Annotated in this window: 14 protein-coding genes, 1 tRNA gene and 1 pseudogene; 10 read left to right on the top strand and 6 right to left on the bottom strand. The window is 34.0% G+C overall.

Annotated elements, in window-relative coordinates:
* The first annotated feature begins 19 nt into the window (after nt 1-19).
* Nucleotides 20-658 carry an endonuclease III gene (nth, locus tag OPR58_RS10340; RefSeq protein ID WP_265022633.1) on the top strand — a complete coding sequence of 213 codons (639 nt, stop codon included), beginning with the start codon at nt 20-22 and terminating at the stop codon, nt 656-658.
* Nucleotides 659-955: 297 nt separating this feature from the next.
* Here the strand turns inward: nth and alaS are convergent, their stop codons facing one another.
* On the bottom strand, nt 956-3,529 hold the full coding sequence (alaS, locus tag OPR58_RS10335) for an alanine--tRNA ligase (protein ID WP_265022632.1): 2,574 nt from the start codon (nt 3,527-3,529) through the stop codon (nt 956-958).
* Between the two features lie 218 nt (nt 3,530-3,747).
* Between alaS and OPR58_RS10330 the strand changes: the two genes are divergently transcribed.
* From OPR58_RS10330 to fmt, 6 genes are all read left to right on the top strand, one after another.
* On the top strand, nt 3,748-4,704 hold the full coding sequence (locus tag OPR58_RS10330; protein WP_265022631.1) for a hypothetical protein: 957 nt from the start codon (nt 3,748-3,750) through the stop codon (nt 4,702-4,704).
* A gap of 289 nt (nt 4,705-4,993) precedes the next feature.
* On the top strand, nt 4,994-5,755 hold the full coding sequence (locus tag OPR58_RS10325) for a hypothetical protein (RefSeq protein ID WP_265022630.1): 762 nt from the start codon (nt 4,994-4,996) through the stop codon (nt 5,753-5,755).
* Nucleotides 5,756-5,960: 205 nt separating this feature from the next.
* Nucleotides 5,961-6,404, top strand: a complete 444-nt coding sequence (locus OPR58_RS10320) for a PAS domain-containing protein (RefSeq protein ID WP_265022629.1) — start codon at nt 5,961-5,963, stop codon at nt 6,402-6,404.
* A gap of 98 nt (nt 6,405-6,502) precedes the next feature.
* On the top strand, nt 6,503-6,709 hold the full coding sequence (gene rpmI / locus OPR58_RS10315; RefSeq protein ID WP_010402777.1) for a 50S ribosomal protein L35: 207 nt from the start codon (nt 6,503-6,505) through the stop codon (nt 6,707-6,709).
* A 21-nt stretch (nt 6,710-6,730) separates the two neighbouring features.
* On the top strand, nt 6,731-7,087 hold the full coding sequence (gene rplT, locus OPR58_RS10310) for a 50S ribosomal protein L20 (RefSeq protein WP_265022628.1): 357 nt from the start codon (nt 6,731-6,733) through the stop codon (nt 7,085-7,087).
* A gap of 12 nt (nt 7,088-7,099) precedes the next feature.
* Nucleotides 7,100-7,999: a methionyl-tRNA formyltransferase gene (gene fmt, locus OPR58_RS10305; RefSeq protein ID WP_064085375.1), complete on the top strand. Its 900-nt coding sequence runs from the start codon at nt 7,100-7,102 to the stop codon at nt 7,997-7,999.
* A gap of 87 nt (nt 8,000-8,086) precedes the next feature.
* Here the strand turns inward: fmt and OPR58_RS11355 are convergent.
* A pseudogene (locus tag OPR58_RS11355) lies at nt 8,087-8,242 on the bottom strand (WPE palindromic element domain-containing protein); the annotation flags it as partial.
* A gap of 152 nt (nt 8,243-8,394) precedes the next feature.
* Between OPR58_RS11355 and purH the strand changes: the two are divergent.
* Both purH and OPR58_RS10290 read left to right on the top strand, forming a co-directional pair.
* Nucleotides 8,395-9,915 (top strand): bifunctional phosphoribosylaminoimidazolecarboxamide formyltransferase/IMP cyclohydrolase, encoded by a 1,521-nt coding sequence (gene purH / locus OPR58_RS10295; protein WP_006013536.1) that lies wholly within the window; start codon nt 8,395-8,397, stop codon nt 9,913-9,915.
* Between the two features lie 476 nt (nt 9,916-10,391).
* Nucleotides 10,392-10,463, top strand: a tRNA-Asn gene (locus OPR58_RS10290).
* A gap of 95 nt (nt 10,464-10,558) precedes the next feature.
* On the opposite strand, the gene tnpC is transcribed toward OPR58_RS10290, so the two are convergent.
* The 3 genes from tnpC to OPR58_RS10275 form a co-directional block, all read right to left on the bottom strand.
* The gene (gene tnpC, locus OPR58_RS10285) at nt 10,559-11,902 is read right to left on the bottom strand and encodes an IS66 family transposase (RefSeq protein WP_265022247.1); all 1,344 of its coding nucleotides are present in this window, start codon (nt 11,900-11,902) and stop codon (nt 10,559-10,561) included.
* 293 nt (nt 11,903-12,195) lie between these two features.
* Nucleotides 12,196-12,750: an aminoacyl-tRNA hydrolase gene (gene pth / locus OPR58_RS10280; RefSeq protein WP_265022627.1), complete on the bottom strand. Its 555-nt coding sequence runs from the start codon at nt 12,748-12,750 to the stop codon at nt 12,196-12,198.
* On the bottom strand, nt 12,750-13,361 hold the full coding sequence (locus OPR58_RS10275; RefSeq protein ID WP_320109892.1) for a 50S ribosomal protein L25/general stress protein Ctc: 612 nt from the start codon (nt 13,359-13,361) through the stop codon (nt 12,750-12,752). Before OPR58_RS10275 ends, pth begins: the two co-directional genes overlap by 1 nt.
* Before the next feature lie 142 nt (nt 13,362-13,503).
* Between OPR58_RS10275 and OPR58_RS10270 the strand changes: the two genes are divergently transcribed.
* Nucleotides 13,504-13,803 carry an ETC complex I subunit gene (locus OPR58_RS10270; RefSeq protein ID WP_265022625.1) on the top strand — a complete coding sequence of 100 codons (300 nt, stop codon included), beginning with the start codon at nt 13,504-13,506 and terminating at the stop codon, nt 13,801-13,803.
* 827 nt (nt 13,804-14,630) lie between these two features.
* Here the strand turns inward: OPR58_RS10270 and rsmH are convergent.
* The gene (gene rsmH / locus OPR58_RS10265; RefSeq protein WP_265022624.1) at nt 14,631-15,515 is read right to left on the bottom strand and encodes a 16S rRNA (cytosine(1402)-N(4))-methyltransferase RsmH; all 885 of its coding nucleotides are present in this window, start codon (nt 15,513-15,515) and stop codon (nt 14,631-14,633) included.
* Between the last annotated feature and the right edge of the window lie 59 nt (nt 15,516-15,574).

Genomic DNA, 15,574 nt, shown 5'->3' with positions numbered 1-15,574 from the left:
TAAGCTTTTAGCTCTATGCATGGACTCAAAAAAAGTAGAATTAATATTTGAAAAATTTCAACAGTCAAATCCTGCGCCAAAAATAGAGCTAAATTATACCAATCATTTTACGTTATTAGTTGCAATAGTTCTGTCAGCGCGGACGACCGATATAAGTGTTAATAAAATTACAAAGGAGCTATTTAGTATCGCTGATACGCCAGAAAAAATGTTGAATCTTGGGCAAAGTGAGCTGAGAAAATGCATAAGCAGTATTGGTTTATATAATTCTAAAGCAAAAAATATAATCGGGCTCAGTAAAATATTGATTGAGCGGTACAATAGCAAAGTGCCTACTAATTTCGATGATTTGGTATCTTTACCAGGGGTTGGGAGAAAGAGCGCTAATGTGTTCTTAAATTCAGGGCTTGGTATTCCAACATTGGCAGTTGATACTCACGTTTTTAGAGTGAGCAATAGGGTTGGGCTTGTGAAAGAAAAAGATGTACTTAAAACAGAGCAGTCTCTTTTGAATGTAGTGCCAAAAAAATACCTACTTTATGCTCATCATTGGCTAGTTTTACACGGTAGATACATTTGCAAGGCACAAAAACCTTCGTGTGAAACATGCATAATTCATGATTTATGTGAGTTTGAATGTAAGAGGTATAAAGTCTAGCACAACACTTCGATATTTCTTACTTTTATCATCCAAGTAGCTGATCTCTATGATGGTGTCATCCGAGTAGCTGACACTGGGATGACAATGAAGGGCTACTTGATGACGCCTCTGTGCACTGCCGTTATAAAGCTGCTACTTTGATGAATAAAATGATGTCATTCCAGAGCATGGAGCTGTAATCCAGTTCTTATTACCTGATATGCTCATTTGACAGTTAAGTCTTCTCTACCCCTATTTGCATAATACCTTGACGATTCCGTTCACGGTTAAAAGATACCGAGGTAGTAGGGTGTATTAGTTTTTGCAAGCTGTTATTTTGCTATGGATTGCTGTAATGGCATCATCTATTTTATTGTTATCACAGCCTGTTTGGGCAAGTTCGGCATTTCCACCGCAATCCCTTCTGGTTACAGTAGATACTAGCTCTTTTGCATTGATCTTATTAGTTAAATCTTTACTTACTTTGACAATCAAAACTGTTTTATCCTTTTCTGTTACCATGAAGGCTATTACAGTTTTCGGTTTTTGTTGCTGTAGAGCAAATTCCCTTATTATACTTCCTGGAACGTTATTGAAAGTGTGGCTTACGAAATTTATTCCATTTATTTCGGTACTTTTTACAGTTTCTACACTGATAAGCTTTTTATAAAGATTTTTTATTTTGACTTCAAATTCTTTGCGCTCCTGGCTTAAAATACTGAGTCGATTTATTATTTCATTTACTGGTGCTTTTACGCATTCTGCAACTTTTTTTAAGCTAATTTCGTTATTGCGTACATAATTAATTGCTTCTTGACCGGTTAAAGCTTCAATTCTTCTTACTCGAGATGCAACGGAACATTCTGCTGCTATCTTAAACAAACCAATTTCTCCGGTACGCTCCACGTGTGTACCACCACATAATTCTTTTGAATCTCCAATTTTTACAACCCTAACATTATCACCATATTTTTCACCAAATAAGGCCATCGCTCCTTCGTCTATTGCCTCATCCATACCTTGAACTTTTGTGGACGTAGAAAGATTTTCTCTGATTAGAGAGTTTACTATATCTTCTACTGAAGACAGCTGATCCTGAGTGACTGGCTTATTGTGACTAAAGTCAAATCTTAGTCTATTTGGTGCGACTAGAGAACCTTTTTGAGTAACGTGATCACCTAAGATTTTTCTGAGTGCAAAGTGTAGAAGATGCGTAGCTGAATGATTTCTTCTTAAGTCTTGTCTTCTTTTTTTATTAATACTAGCTGTAACTGTGTTACCTTTACAAATTGAGCCGACGCACCTGTGCAAATACAACTCATTAATCTTGTTGGTATTTTCGACTGTTACCATACTTCCATCAGACTGTATAAGATTTCCAATATCTCCCACTTGTCCACCTGACTCTCCATAAAAAGGTGTTTTATCAAGTATAATAGTTATCTTTTCTCCTTCTTTTGCAGAATCAATTACTTCATTTTTAGAGGAAATTATTGCGAGTACTGTTGCATCCTTTACTTCATCACGTTCATAACCAACAAATTCCGTTTTGCCAAACTGATCGATTAAATTAAACCATACTTGTTCAACAGATTTTTCACCAGATCCAGTCCAATTAGCACGTGCTCTTTCTTTTTGCTCTTTCATTGCATTATCAAAACCTTTTTGGTCAAAATTTATTTTCCTTTCTTTCAAAATATCAAGTGTGATATCCAAAGGAAATCCATAAGTGTCATATAGTTTGAATGCTGATTCTCCAGATAGAGTGTCACCTGATTTTAAATCTGCAGTGAATTTGTCCAAGAGATTAATGCCTTTCATTAAAGTGTCTTTAAAGTTTTCTTCCTCTGATTTTAACGTTGTTTCTATTAAGCTTTTAGCTCTGATTAGCTCTGGATAAGCATCTCCCATATAAGCCAAACTTGTGCCATCTATGAGTGCAGGAAAAACAAGGTTCAATAGAGAATCATTATATCCAAGTAGGTGGATATAACGTACTGCTCTCCTGATCAATCTGCGTAGTACATAATTTCTTCCTTCATTTCCAGGAAGCACTCCTTCTGCGATGAGAAATGCAGCTGCACGAAGGTGATCTGCGATAATCTTATGAGCTACTTTATTTTCCGTATTTCCACAGTACTCTTGCGATTTACTTACCAGAGCAGAAAATAGGTCAATATCATAGTTATCATGAACGTTCTGCATAACAGCTGCTATTCTTTCAAGGCCCATTCCGGTATCGATGCATTTTTTTGGTAATTTTTGTAAATTACCTTCTTCATCTTTATTAAATTCCATGAACACCAGGTTCCAAATTTCAACAATTCTGTCGTCTTCATGTAAAGCGGAATTTCCATGATCGTAAAAGATTTCAGAACATGGGCCACATGGACCAGTATTGCCCATGCTCCAAAAGTTATCATCTGTTGTAATTCTTATGATTTTATCATCTGAAAAGCCACTTATCTTACGCCAAATTTCATATGCTTCATCATCAGTGTGGTAAACAGTTATGGATAGTCTGTTTTTATCAAGAGACAATTCTTCAGTAATAAATTTCCACGCAAATTCTATCGCAGTTTCTTTAAAGTAATAACCAAAGCTAAAATTTCCGAGCATTTCAAAAAATGTGTGATGCCGAGATGTATAGCCAACATTTTCAAGATCATTGTGTTTACCACCTGCTCTGAGACACTTTTGACTTGAGACGGCACGTTTCATTTCAGTTTTTTGCGTGCCGGTAAAGATGTTTTTGAACTGTACCATACCAGCATTTGTAAACATGAGTGTTGGATCATGCTCTGGAATCAAAGGAGAAGAAGGAACTTGCTCATGATTATTATTTACAAAAAATTTTATAAATCTTTCTCTAATTTCGTTTAGCTTCATCGTTTTTACTGAGGTTATCTATGCATAATAAGTTGTAACAGAAGTAAAATCAATTTATCAATCTAAATATTAATATATACATTACTTAGTATAATAAAGGTAACTTTTACATAAAAATTTTAATAAAAAGATATAGGTTTAAATATTTTATCCACTAACATAGAGAAGTATTTGTTAATTCAAATAATACTTTTATTAATTCATTTAAGGAGTGTGAAATGCCAAAAAAATTCCAAAACACTAAGAATAGCATGCGAAAGAGAGAAACAACAAATAAGCAGGAGATGGATGGTCCAACAATTAGAATTGTATCTGACTTGGAAAGTATAAAACAAAACAGAAGAGTAGAATTTTTAATTAAAGGAGAGAATTTAACAGTAAAAGACCTCTCTATATCTTCTAGAGCAGCTGAGATAGGCTTGGTTACAGGAATAGTAAATTCAATAGACATTCCTCAAGCAATTCGTGAATCGACAATAGATGGAATTATTTTAGGTCTTAAGAGTGGAGAAATAGAAAAAGGTAAAGAATATAATTATAGAGAATTTAAGAAAATATATCTAAAAAACCTTGTAGATGAATTGGGTAAGGATAGTTCAAAAAAGCTAAAAGAAAGAACTGATGAAAATAGCCAATTGAGAGAATCTACTACTGAAGAAATTGATTATCAGATGCAGGAAGATGTAACTATCGAATCAGCTTCTTTAACAAAACAAGAATTCGATTTTGCATCAAGCAAAGTAACTACTAAAGAGATTAATGACGTAATAAATGAAATAGAAGAATCAAATGCTAGTTATGGAATTACTCCTGAAGATATAAGTAGTGTTTCCCGTTTTGATAGTAATTCACAAGAAGTGTTAGATCATTCTATATTTAATAGCACAGATGTGGAAGGGCCTAAATTACCCGAAATAAATGAAGGACAGTATATAGGAATAGCAGGGATTGCTGGTGGTATATTTGGTGGAGTGCTAGCAGTAGCTTTTGCAGGATTAGGATACTTTGTATGGCATAGAAAAAATAGGGAAGGTAGCTACGATGTTGAAAAAGCGATGAAAAACCTTCCTGAACAAGCTCAACTTGAGCATTCCGGATCTACATCAGAAATAGAATCTTTGCTCAGCAATGCTACATCGGTAGCACATCTATCTTCTCAGATTAGTGTCGAGTAAGATTCCAGAGTTTGATGGCACAACAGTGCCATCAACTTAGCTCTTACAGCACTTATATGCTCTGGAACCAAAGGAGAAGAAATTTTCCTGTCTTACAAAAAATTTTATAACTCTTTCTCTAATTTTATATCGTTTTTACTAAGGTATAATAAATTGCAATGAGAAATTCAGATATTAATATATGTATTATTTAGTATAATAAAAATATAAAAATCTTAGTGAAAAGATGTGGACTTAAATAATTTATCTTTTATACATAAGGAAATATTGGTCAGCTTGGGGGTCATATATGTCAAGAAGATTTAAAAATACTGTAGGAAAAAAAAGATCAATCAATAAGGAAAAAAGGAATAGATGGATTAGTATTGAATCAGAATTGCGAGATGTAGAACAAAACAGAACAATATATTTTCTATTGGGAGGAGGTGATTTAAAACTTAAGTATGTATGTATGCTTGACGATACATCTTATCGTATTCTTGTTGCTGAAGGAGAAATAGTGCATGCAGAAAATCCAAAAGTGATGATTGATGATATTGTTTCTGATCTCAAGAGTGGGAAAATACGAAGTTATAAAAGATATAATGCCAAAGAGTTTTATAAAAAGTATCTCAAAGAGTTTTTGAGTAATGAGAACTTGCAAAAGCTGGAAGCTGGTGATATTGAAAATACAACAACAGAACTACCAAACTTAAAACAAGTAATGGAAGAAATGAAAAAATCAAACGCTAGCAATGGAATTACAATGCGAAATATAGAAAGTGTTCAAAATACGACGAATATTTTGGGTAATCCTATGATTCATGATACAAACTTGAGAGGGTTTAAATTATTGGAAACACCTTCAAACGAGAAAAATAATATAGTGTTCACAGTAGGTATGTTAGCAGTAGCAGTAGCTTTGGTAGCAGCTATCGCAGCAGCTGTACCATTTAAATGTTGGTTTTATAATAGAAAAAATAAAAGCCATAGTAGTGCTAAGGAAGAAACTCCATCTAGTTATTTATTAAGTGCAATAACTTTAGAAAGTGGAACTAATTCTATTCGTTAGCCAAAATATTGCAAAAATAGAATTTTTTTATTTCACAGTTTCCTCATTTAATAATTTTTATGCTCTAATTATTATACTTAATTTATCATTACCTGTTGTGTAAACAGGATGAGAATTTTCAATAATCTACATCCTTTAGTAAGAAAAAATCAATACATTCACGATAAATTTACCTCATATCTGTGTTTTATATGTGGAATTTCGAATGGAAAATTATGCAGGCAAAGAAAGAAGAATAGTGAATATAGTTACTCAACATTGGAGTGATATAAAAGGATCAGATAGAGAATGGCCAGAAAGACATGAAATAGACACTGCAGAAATCATGGAGTCATGGCAGCATTGTTTTATCATTGAAGTTAAAGATCGAGGTTATATTTGTGAAAATGCAGGAGAAAAAGCTATTGAATTCTATGGTTTTGAAAAAAAGATGTACATCGATGATAAGTATTCAATTGATGCACCATTTTTGCGGCTATATAAAATAGATGCAGTTATTGATAAACTTGAGACTGTAATAGAGAGTAAATGCTCAATTAACGAAGAGGAAGAAAGTGAAAGTGTTAAAATGAGGCAAGTATTGTTGCCAATTGGAGATAAAGAAGGTATAACACATATACTGGGTGTGATTACATTCAAGCTGCTTTAAAATACAATTTTAATTTGATTTTTTAATAAAATTATCTATACTCATACTTAATTACTAATAAAGAACTAAATAGTGGTGTTTGTAAATTTGTTTAGAATATGACGAAAATAAAATTAAAAACCAAATCTTCTGTGAAAAAGCGCTTTCACCTTACAGCTAAGGGTAAAGTCATCTCTACTCAATCAGGTAAAAGACATGGTATGGTAAAGAGAAGTAAATCTAATATTCGTAATCAGCGTGGTACGACGATTCTTAGTAAATCTGACTCGCGTATAGTTAAGCTTTATATGCCTTATGGTATTTAACAAAATGGAGGTAAAATAAAAATGGCTCGAGTAAAACGTGGAGTCACTACTCATGCTCGTCATAAAAAAATATTGAAACTAGCAAAGGGTTATAGAGGACGGGCAAAAAATTGTTATAGAATTGCATTACAAAGAGTTGAAAAAGCACTTCAATATGCTTACAGAGACAGAAGAACCTGTAAACGTGATTTTCGTGGTTTGTGGATAATACGTATTAATGCAGCAGTAAGAGAACATGGACTTACTTACGGTAGATTTATGCATGGTCTTAAACTTGCTGAAATTGATTTAAATAGAAAAGTTCTTGCTGAGATGGCTGTTAATCATAAGGATGATTTTGCTAAATTAATAGAAATTGTAAATAGTAAGTTAGCTTAAAGCAAAAACACCATGAGAATTATTTTCATGGGGTCACCGGAGTTTGCTGTTGGTGCGTTAAACTTACTATTGAAATTACAGAGTGAAATAGTAGCAGTATATACCAAAGCTCCAAAACCTTCTGGACGTGGGCAGAGGTTAACAAAATCCCCAGTACACATCGTTGCTGAAAAAAGTGACATAGAGGTATGTACTCCTGCCTCTTTAAAATCTTCGATAGAGCAAGAAAAGTTTGGAAATTTTAAGCCAGACGTTGCAGTTGTTGCTGCGTATGGATTGATACTTCCAAAAGAAATTTTAAATATTCCCAAATATGGTTGTATTAATATTCATCCATCATTGCTGCCTAGGTGGCGCGGTGCAGCTCCGATACAGCACACAATTTTAGCCGGAGATCAAGAAACCGGAGTTAGCATTATGCAGCTAGATGAAGGATTAGATTCTGGCCCTATTTTAAAACAGAAAAAATTTCTTATTGAAAAAAGCGATAATTATAAGACGTTGTATGATAAATTGTCTGAATTAGGTAGTGATTTACTGCTGAAAGTACTAAACGAAATTGAAAAGCAAGTTCCCTTAAAACAGAGCGATAACGATGCGTGCTATGCTGACAAAGTAAAAGACTATAAAATTTACGCAAGTGACGCCTGTGAAATTGCTTATAGAAAGGTTAAAGCATTTTATCCAAAAGCATTCATTAAGGTAGAGAATAAACGTATCAAGATACTTGATGCTGAATTTGAAGCCTTCACTTCAGGACAAGGTGAGATCATTAATGATAATATGCATATAAGTTTAAAAGGTGGTACTTTAATTCCTAAAGTTGTACAAATGGAAGGAAGAAATCCTTGCGATATTAAAGATTTTGTTCGTGGCTTAAAATCAAGTTTAACAAAAAAATTTATAGAATAGACTACTTTGAAAGGAGGGTGAGGAGAGCTAAAGCAACTTCTACAATTTGGTATTCCGCTGCTTGTTAGCGGAATCTACAACAAGATACCGCGTTTTGGTGTACGAACATTGCAATTTGCAGGTAATTTGAGTAGTAGATGGTGTCATTCCAGTGCTTGACACTGGAATCCAGTTTCTATTGTACAGCCACCTGGTGTGCTCATTTAAAGTGAAGTTTTCTGGATCCCAGTGTCTGGGCACTGGGATGACATCTTTCTTGGTCTCTTGTATCACAATGTTCGTACAGCTATGTGCTTGTTAGCGGAATCTACAACGAGATACCGCAGTGGTATGACGTAGTAGCTATATATAGACAAATTTTCTTTTCTTAGATATAATCTTAAGAAACCTTCCATATGAAAATTAAAAGAGCTTTAATATCAGTATACGATAAGACAAATATAATTGAACTTGCATCGTTTTTGATGCAGCAACAAATAGAAATTCTCTCAACAGGGAATACTTATAAAGTGCTATCAGGTGCGGGAATAAAAACGCAAGAAGTTTCAGATTACACACAATTTCCAGAAATACTAGATGGCAGAGTGAAAACTTTACATCCTAAAATTCATGGAGGAATACTCTGTGATCGAAAAAGGCACGAAAAGGAAATGCAGAATCTAGAAATTAAGCCGATAGATCTGCTTATAACTAACTTATATCCATTTTGGAAAACGGTTAATAGCAACTCAAGTGAGAAGCAAATCATAGAACAAATAGATATAGGTGGAGTAGCCTTAATTAGAGCTACAGCAAAAAACTTTCATTTCACTTCAGTGATTTCTAGCATTCAAGATTACGAAACACTGAAAGCTGAGATGATCAAAAATAACAATCAGACAACATTAGAATATAGAAAACATCTAGCAACTAAAGCATTTGCTCTGACTGCACAGTATGATTCTAATATTTACAATTGGTTTTTATCACAGGGTAAAAGCAATGAGTTACCAGAGTTTTTTACTTTATATGGATGTAAAGCACAAGGACTCAGGTATGGTGAAAATCCTCATCAAAAAGCTGCATTTTATAGCAATCAATTTAGCAAGTATCCACTGGAGAAAATACATGGAAAAGAGTTGAGCTATAATAATATAGTCGACATAGAGTCTGCACTTAACATAATTTCTGAGTTTCAAGAACCTGCAGCAGTGATAATAAAGCACAATAATCCATGTGGCGCTGCTGTTAGTGATAGTGCTTTAAAAGCATATGAAAAAGCTCTATCATGTGATGAAATAAGCAGTTTTGGTGGAATAGTTGCTTTCAATCGGGAGATAGATTTAAAGCTAGCAGAGAAATTAAACGAGATATTTTTGGAAGTGGTGATAGCACCATCGGTAAACAATGAGGCACTAAAAATTTTACAAAAAAAGAAAAATTTAAGAGTGATTATTCATCAATCTCTTCAGCAAAATGCAAAATATCAAATCAAAAATGTTGTTGGCGGGTTCTTAGTGCAAGAAAATAATAACCATACAGTAAAAGTAGAAGAAATAAACCGAGTGACAGAATGCACTACAACAAAAAAAGAGAAGGAAGATCTTATTTTTGCTTGGAAAATATGTAAACATGTAAAATCCAATGCAATAGTGATAGCAAAAGACGGTTGTGCTATTGGCATCGGTGCAGGACAAACAAGCAGAATAGATAGTGTGAATATTGCAGTAAAAAAAGCAGGTGAAAAATGTAAAGGCGCAGCGCTTGCTTCAGATGCATTTTTTCCATTTCCAGATAGTATAGTAGAAAGTGCAAAGCATGGAATTACAGCTATAATTCAGCCAGGTGGCTCATTGAAAGATCAAGACGTGATAGCAGCTGCAAATGAGAATAAAATTGCCATGTTTTTCACTGATGTTCGTAACTTTCTCCATTAAGCTTTGTATCCTGTCAAAATTATACCCACACAGGGCTTTGTTGCATAGCAGCTTATAGGTATGAAAATTGTAGTAAATTTATGTAGTTACTTTAAACTCAACTATACCTATCTGTAATTGTAAGCTGTACTCTTGAGCTCCTGATGCGATTTATAGCAAATCCTAAAATGCCTTGCTGTTTTTCCTTATAGACATTCAGCTTACCTTGTACATTAGTCTATCTGGGTGACATTTTACTTTTTCTAGAATATAATAATTCCCTAGAAATTACCCTACTCAATTCTATTGTACCTTGTTTAACATTGAAACATGAGTCTGGAATCTAGAAATTTTTTAAGAACAAAAGTTATTCTAAGTTTTTGTTGGTAAGAAAGACTGGATTACAGCTCCATGCACTGGAATGATATCTAGGTCTAAAGTCTACATAAAAATCGTTTACAATCGGCGTTCAATGTGATAAGTTGAAAGCAGTTTATTCCTCGGTAGCTCAGTGGTAGAGCAGTTGGCTGTTAACCAATTGGTCGCTGGTTCGAATCCGGCCCGGGGAGCACTATTTTATACAATCTGTACATTTCACTTTTAGCCCAAAATTCACTACCTTTTTTTGTCTCTTAAACAGTAACCGTTCACGGAATATTCCCAATTAGGCAGGAATAGCGACTAAATTCTGTAGTTTCTGGACAGGATTCTGATCATTCAAACGTGCAGTCAAAAATATCGAAAGCATTCTTTCAATGAACTTTTCTCCACGTTCTGACCAAGTGAAAAAACTATTTTTACGATAAATGACGTACCGTCTAGCCTGACGTTCTGCAAGGTTATTGGTTGTCTCGATCAGATCAGGATTGCGCACGAATCTCCACATCATATCTTCAGAACGTAGTATATTGGCAGCCATTCTCGAGGCCTGAGTTCCTTTTGCAACCCTTGTTATCTCTCGCAAAAAATGTTTCACCCTTTTTCGAATCTTCCTCATTAACCGGAAAAATCTTAAATTGTCTATCAGGTTTTGTTTACGTGCTCTATCTACCACAAATACCCTGTTGCTCAGCGATTTTAATGCTGCGCCAATTCTGCTCACTTCAACATTTTTACTGTAAAAAAACCTTTCAAAGTCCCTTGCTAAATGGGCCCAGCATATCTGTCTGTTTTCACGATTAAAGTAATTATACGCAGCATACCTATCGCTTATAACTATTCCATCATACTCTGGCAATAGCCCTTTTAATATCTTCTTTCCGCGAGATCCAACTAACTTCATAAGTGTTGCTGTTTTATTCGTTACTACCCAACTCCAACCTTTCTTTCCCTGGTTCCTATGGCTTGTTTCATCTATATGTAAATACTTGCTTTTCCGTAGCTCTTCTCTTATTTTTTCGTATTCAGATATACATTTTTCTGATACTCTACCCTCGGTCTTTGATACCAAACCTAGGCTTATATTCAGATTAAATATGCTGCTCAAAATTTGCTGTACTTCCCTTTTTGAATTGATAAAAAATCCACTAAAACTGCTAATTACTGCTTTTGCATTAGCTCCTAAAAGATCCCTTGTCACACCTTCAGGCAGACTAGCTGAGATCCTTTTCTTACACGCCTTACAGTAGCCTTTTTGTAGCCTATATTCAGTCACTATCGGTTTAATTTTTGGCAATTCAACCTTTTGATGCACAGTTTCTTCTTCTAAAATAACTTGGCTTCCACACATGCAAATTGTATCAATTGAACATTTTACCACCTCATCTGCTACCATCAATTCCCGCTTGTGCGCTTCATGTCCTGGCTGCCCGCCTGGTTTTTTATCGCTCTTCTTTTTTGTCTTTTTGCGATATACATCTTGCGATGGTGGCAGCGATGAATTTTTTGAATTTAAACCCAGCTTATCCTCTAGCTCAATTATTTTTGTCCTTAACTTATCATTCTCTGCTTTCAGAGTACCAACTTCTGACTCCAATACCACAATCTTTTCTTGTAGCACCTCTATCATCAACCCCTCATCTATCTAGTTTATTGTTTTTTATACTAATTATGCAATTTTTGTAAACTACTTTCTTATACCGTGAATGGACAAAGTTGATAAGCCTAAACGCCATCATGTCTTTAGGAGAGTCTGCTAATGAAGGCTCTTAAGTTGACGCCATTGCGTGAACGGTTACTCGTATAGCTGTGTGTTTGCACACTGACTATTTGTTCCTATATTTTTGTCTATCTTATTTTGCTACCCTGCTGAACGGATACAAGTTTTATATTGAATAGGATGTCCTGTTCAATTGCTATATTTCACACTCTCCCAACTGAGTTGATAAAAGCTGCGATATCTCCTTGTAGCATTAGGTGTATATTTTTTGCTATTTTTTCCACTAAGAGGATAACATTATCAAAATTTTCAAATTTTGATAATACATAATCTGCTAAGCTTTTCTGATCTTCAGGCCTGCCTACTCCAAATCTTAAACGCCAATAATCATTACCAATAAAGCTATCTATAGAGTTAAGTCCATTATGTCCAGCAGAACTACCACCTTTTTTTACTTTTATTCTTCCAAATTTCAAGTCAGCATCATCATGTATGACAACAATATTATCTAGCGATAATTTGTAAAAATTTTTTATTTTTGCAACAGGAATACCTGAATTATTCATAAACGAATAAGGCTTTATTAGCATAACTTTATTATTGTTAATTATGCCAGAGGTTATCAAGTAATCAGCTTTTTTAGAAAATGACTGAAAGTTCCAATATTTGTAAATTGCGTCAATAACGATAAAACCAATATTATGGTGAGTTAATTCATATTTACTACCAGGATTACCAAGCCCAGCTATTAAATGCACTACTCCTCTGTTTTTGTTTGAGTCTCTTCAACATCACTATCGGCAGCAGAAATTGTGACAATGGTGAAATTTTCTTCCTCATGAGCTACAAATTTAACACCTTCTGGCAATTTTACATCATTGATATGTATAGACTGACCAATCATTTTGCCAGACAAATCAATTTCTATGACTTGAGGTATTTTCTCAGGAGAGCATTTGACAGTAATAGAACGACACAAAACATTAAGCACTCCACCTAATTTGATTCCTGGTGATTTACTTTCATTGATGAATGATAAAGGTATATCTATTTTAATTTCACTACCTTTATCAACAAACTGAAAATCAACATGTTGCACAGTATCCTTTACTACATGCCATTGAATATCACGAACAAGAGCATATTCTTTTTTCCCTGAAATATCTAGTTCTATTAAATGTGCAGAAAGAGCACCTGATTTATATTGTTTAGTAAATTCCTTTGAAGACAATGTCAAATTTACGTTATCATGCCCTTTACCATATATAACTGCAGGTATACTTCCCTTTTCCCTCAGAGCCTGCATCGCTTTCTTTTTTTTTACATTACGTAACTCTGCATTAATTGTTACCATTTCTTGCTGTGCCATCGATTACTCCTATTCAGCTAATCCTTTTTATATAATTTAATAATATAACATAAAAATATTTATTTCAAACTTCATTCTTTCACACTAATTCTTTGTGGAAAAATTTATTTAGATATATACTTAAGATTACGTAGTAAGGACTATGAGTATTAACGATCAAGTAGTTTTTAAGATTTATAAGCCAACAAAAACTGCAACACAATCTGGTTTAGGTAATACAAAATTCTGGCACCTAAAAATTGAGCCTTGTTCTTACTATATTGAACCTTTGATGGGGTGGTTTGGATCAAAAGATCCCCAAAAACAGATTATATTAAAGTTTGATTCTCTTGAAAAAGCAGTATCTTACGCAAAGAAACACAACACAAAGTACACAATTGAAATACCAAAAGATGTTAAAAGACTGCCAAAATCTTATGCGAATAATTTCGTATCAAAGTAAGTTTTATCGTAGTGTGTTTATCTAAAAGCCTAAATTTAAGAACATATCTTGAAAGGACTTAAGTGGTTAAGCATATATTAAAGAGTTCTTGAAGTAAGGAGAGCACGCTCATACGTCAAGCAAACAATGTTTACCTAAAATTCTTTGACATTAGCAGCTTTCTTGCCCCGTTTTCAGTAACAGTGATTTTGTAATTCTTCTATATATTAGAAAAATTTTTATTTTAATTAGCCATAGGCGCCTATTGGTTTTTAGCTAAAGTAAAGGTCAAGTATCTGGAATTCTGGACATAAAATCCTCCTGTGTAAAAAAGATTAGAAAAAAGTGCAGCGCACATACGACAGAAATTAAGCACACTTACATGCTCTGAAGAAGATACGCTACGCTTTTTGATTAAAAATTTGACTGAAAAGTCTGCAGACAAAGATAGATTTTGAGCTCTTAAAATATCTCTAACTGTAATTATAATCAGATTTAAAATATATGGAAGCAATTTTTTACGTTAATATTTCAAATTTCCCTTTCAAGATAGGTTCTAATTGTTACTCTAGGTTTTAAATTGTGCTAACGCACTGCGGCTATTTAGAGAGTTGAACCTGGTTACCTAGTATCAAAGAGTTATTTTTTAGGTATTTCTCCGTAAGACTGCAAGTTTTTTTGGATTACTCAAATAACTCCACTCTGCTCGCAGGACTTTTATGCCGCTTTGCACTAAATTAATTTCACGTTTTATTTGTGTTAGCTATTTATTTAGTGAGTGGACATGTAATTTTACCTTAAATAACCCTATAGTAAAAACATAGTTATTGAAATAATACAGAAGGTTCTCATGACAACCTCTGTATAGCTCTTAATTTTGCTGAACGCGCACGCGGATTTGCATTTATTTCTTCCGCACTTGCTTTAATCACTTTTTTGTTTAAAAGGGAGAATGTCTTGGTAGGTCCTGGTTCACACAAATCTTTAAAAAGGGTTTTAACTATACGATCTTCTAGAGAATGAAAGGTAACTACAATTAATTTGCCGTTTTCACTTAAAATCTCAGATGCAGCTTTAATACCCTTTTCAAGCTCTCCTAGCTCATCATTTACCCATATTCTGATTGCCTGAAATGTCCTAGTTGCAGGGTCAATCTTGCTTTTTCCACGAAACACTACAGAACGTACAATATCCGCAAGTTCAAATGTAGTTTTGATAATTTTCTTCTTCCGCGCATTTACTATCGCTCTTGCGATTTTACGAGAATGACGCTCACCCCCATAATTATATATAGTGTTTGCAATCTCTTCTTCACGTAAAGCGTTAACAAATGTCGAAGCATTCATATGAGAATAGTTATCCATGCTCATGTTAAGTGGGCCATCACGTAGAAATGAGAATCCTCTATCTCCATTATCAAGCTGCATAGATGAAACTCCAACGTCGAAAACTATTCCATTGATACCTTTAATATTATTACTATCTAATAAATCTTTGATATTACTAAACTTTTCAATAAATAACTTTATTCTATTAGGGTATTTAACATTTAGATCATCATAAAATTTGGTAACTGTTTCATCCCTATCAATTGCATACACTTTGCAATCAGCGGATTCCAATATTGCTTTGCTATATCCTCCAGCCCCAAATGTAGCATCTACATATATGCCACCACTTTGTGGTGCTAATTGAAATAGCATCTCTTTTAACAAAACTGGAGTATGTGTCATATCAAGAGACTTTGTGCACTTAAATTAAAATAACTTTCTCGCCAAAAAATATATGGAAA

Origin of the sequence: Wolbachia endosymbiont (group B) of Ischnura elegans (assembly GCF_947251585.1) — a bacterium.
In the GTDB taxonomy this organism is placed as follows: Bacteria; Pseudomonadota; Alphaproteobacteria; order Rickettsiales; family Anaplasmataceae; genus Wolbachia.
The sequence above is the reverse complement of the archived record's forward strand: the minus strand, read 5'-3'. Positions and strand labels throughout refer to the sequence as shown.

Coding starts and splice junctions, on each gene's coding strand:
- OPR58_RS10330 (WP_265022631.1), top strand. CDS start 3,748: ATGCCAAAAAAATTCCAAAACACTAAGAATAGCATGCGAAAGAGAGAA.
- alaS (WP_265022632.1), bottom strand. CDS start 3,529: ATGAAGCTAAACGAAATTAGAGAAAGATTTATAAAATTTTTTGTAAAT.
- rsmH (WP_265022624.1), bottom strand. CDS start 15,515: ATGACACATACTCCAGTTTTGTTAAAAGAGATGCTATTTCAATTAGCA.
- nth (WP_265022633.1), top strand. CDS start 20: ATGGACTCAAAAAAAGTAGAATTAATATTTGAAAAATTTCAACAGTCA.
- rplT (WP_265022628.1), top strand. CDS start 6,731: ATGGCTCGAGTAAAACGTGGAGTCACTACTCATGCTCGTCATAAAAAA.
- OPR58_RS10270 (WP_265022625.1), top strand. CDS start 13,504: ATGAGTATTAACGATCAAGTAGTTTTTAAGATTTATAAGCCAACAAAA.
- OPR58_RS10275 (WP_320109892.1), bottom strand. CDS start 13,361: ATGGCACAGCAAGAAATGGTAACAATTAATGCAGAGTTACGTAATGTA.
- purH (WP_006013536.1), top strand. CDS start 8,395: ATGAAAATTAAAAGAGCTTTAATATCAGTATACGATAAGACAAATATA.
- OPR58_RS10320 (WP_265022629.1), top strand. CDS start 5,961: ATGGAAAATTATGCAGGCAAAGAAAGAAGAATAGTGAATATAGTTACT.
- OPR58_RS10325 (WP_265022630.1), top strand. CDS start 4,994: ATGTCAAGAAGATTTAAAAATACTGTAGGAAAAAAAAGATCAATCAAT.
- rpmI (WP_010402777.1), top strand. CDS start 6,503: ATGACGAAAATAAAATTAAAAACCAAATCTTCTGTGAAAAAGCGCTTT.
- fmt (WP_064085375.1), top strand. CDS start 7,100: ATGAGAATTATTTTCATGGGGTCACCGGAGTTTGCTGTTGGTGCGTTA.
- tnpC (WP_265022247.1), bottom strand. CDS start 11,902: ATGATAGAGGTGCTACAAGAAAAGATTGTGGTATTGGAGTCAGAAGTT.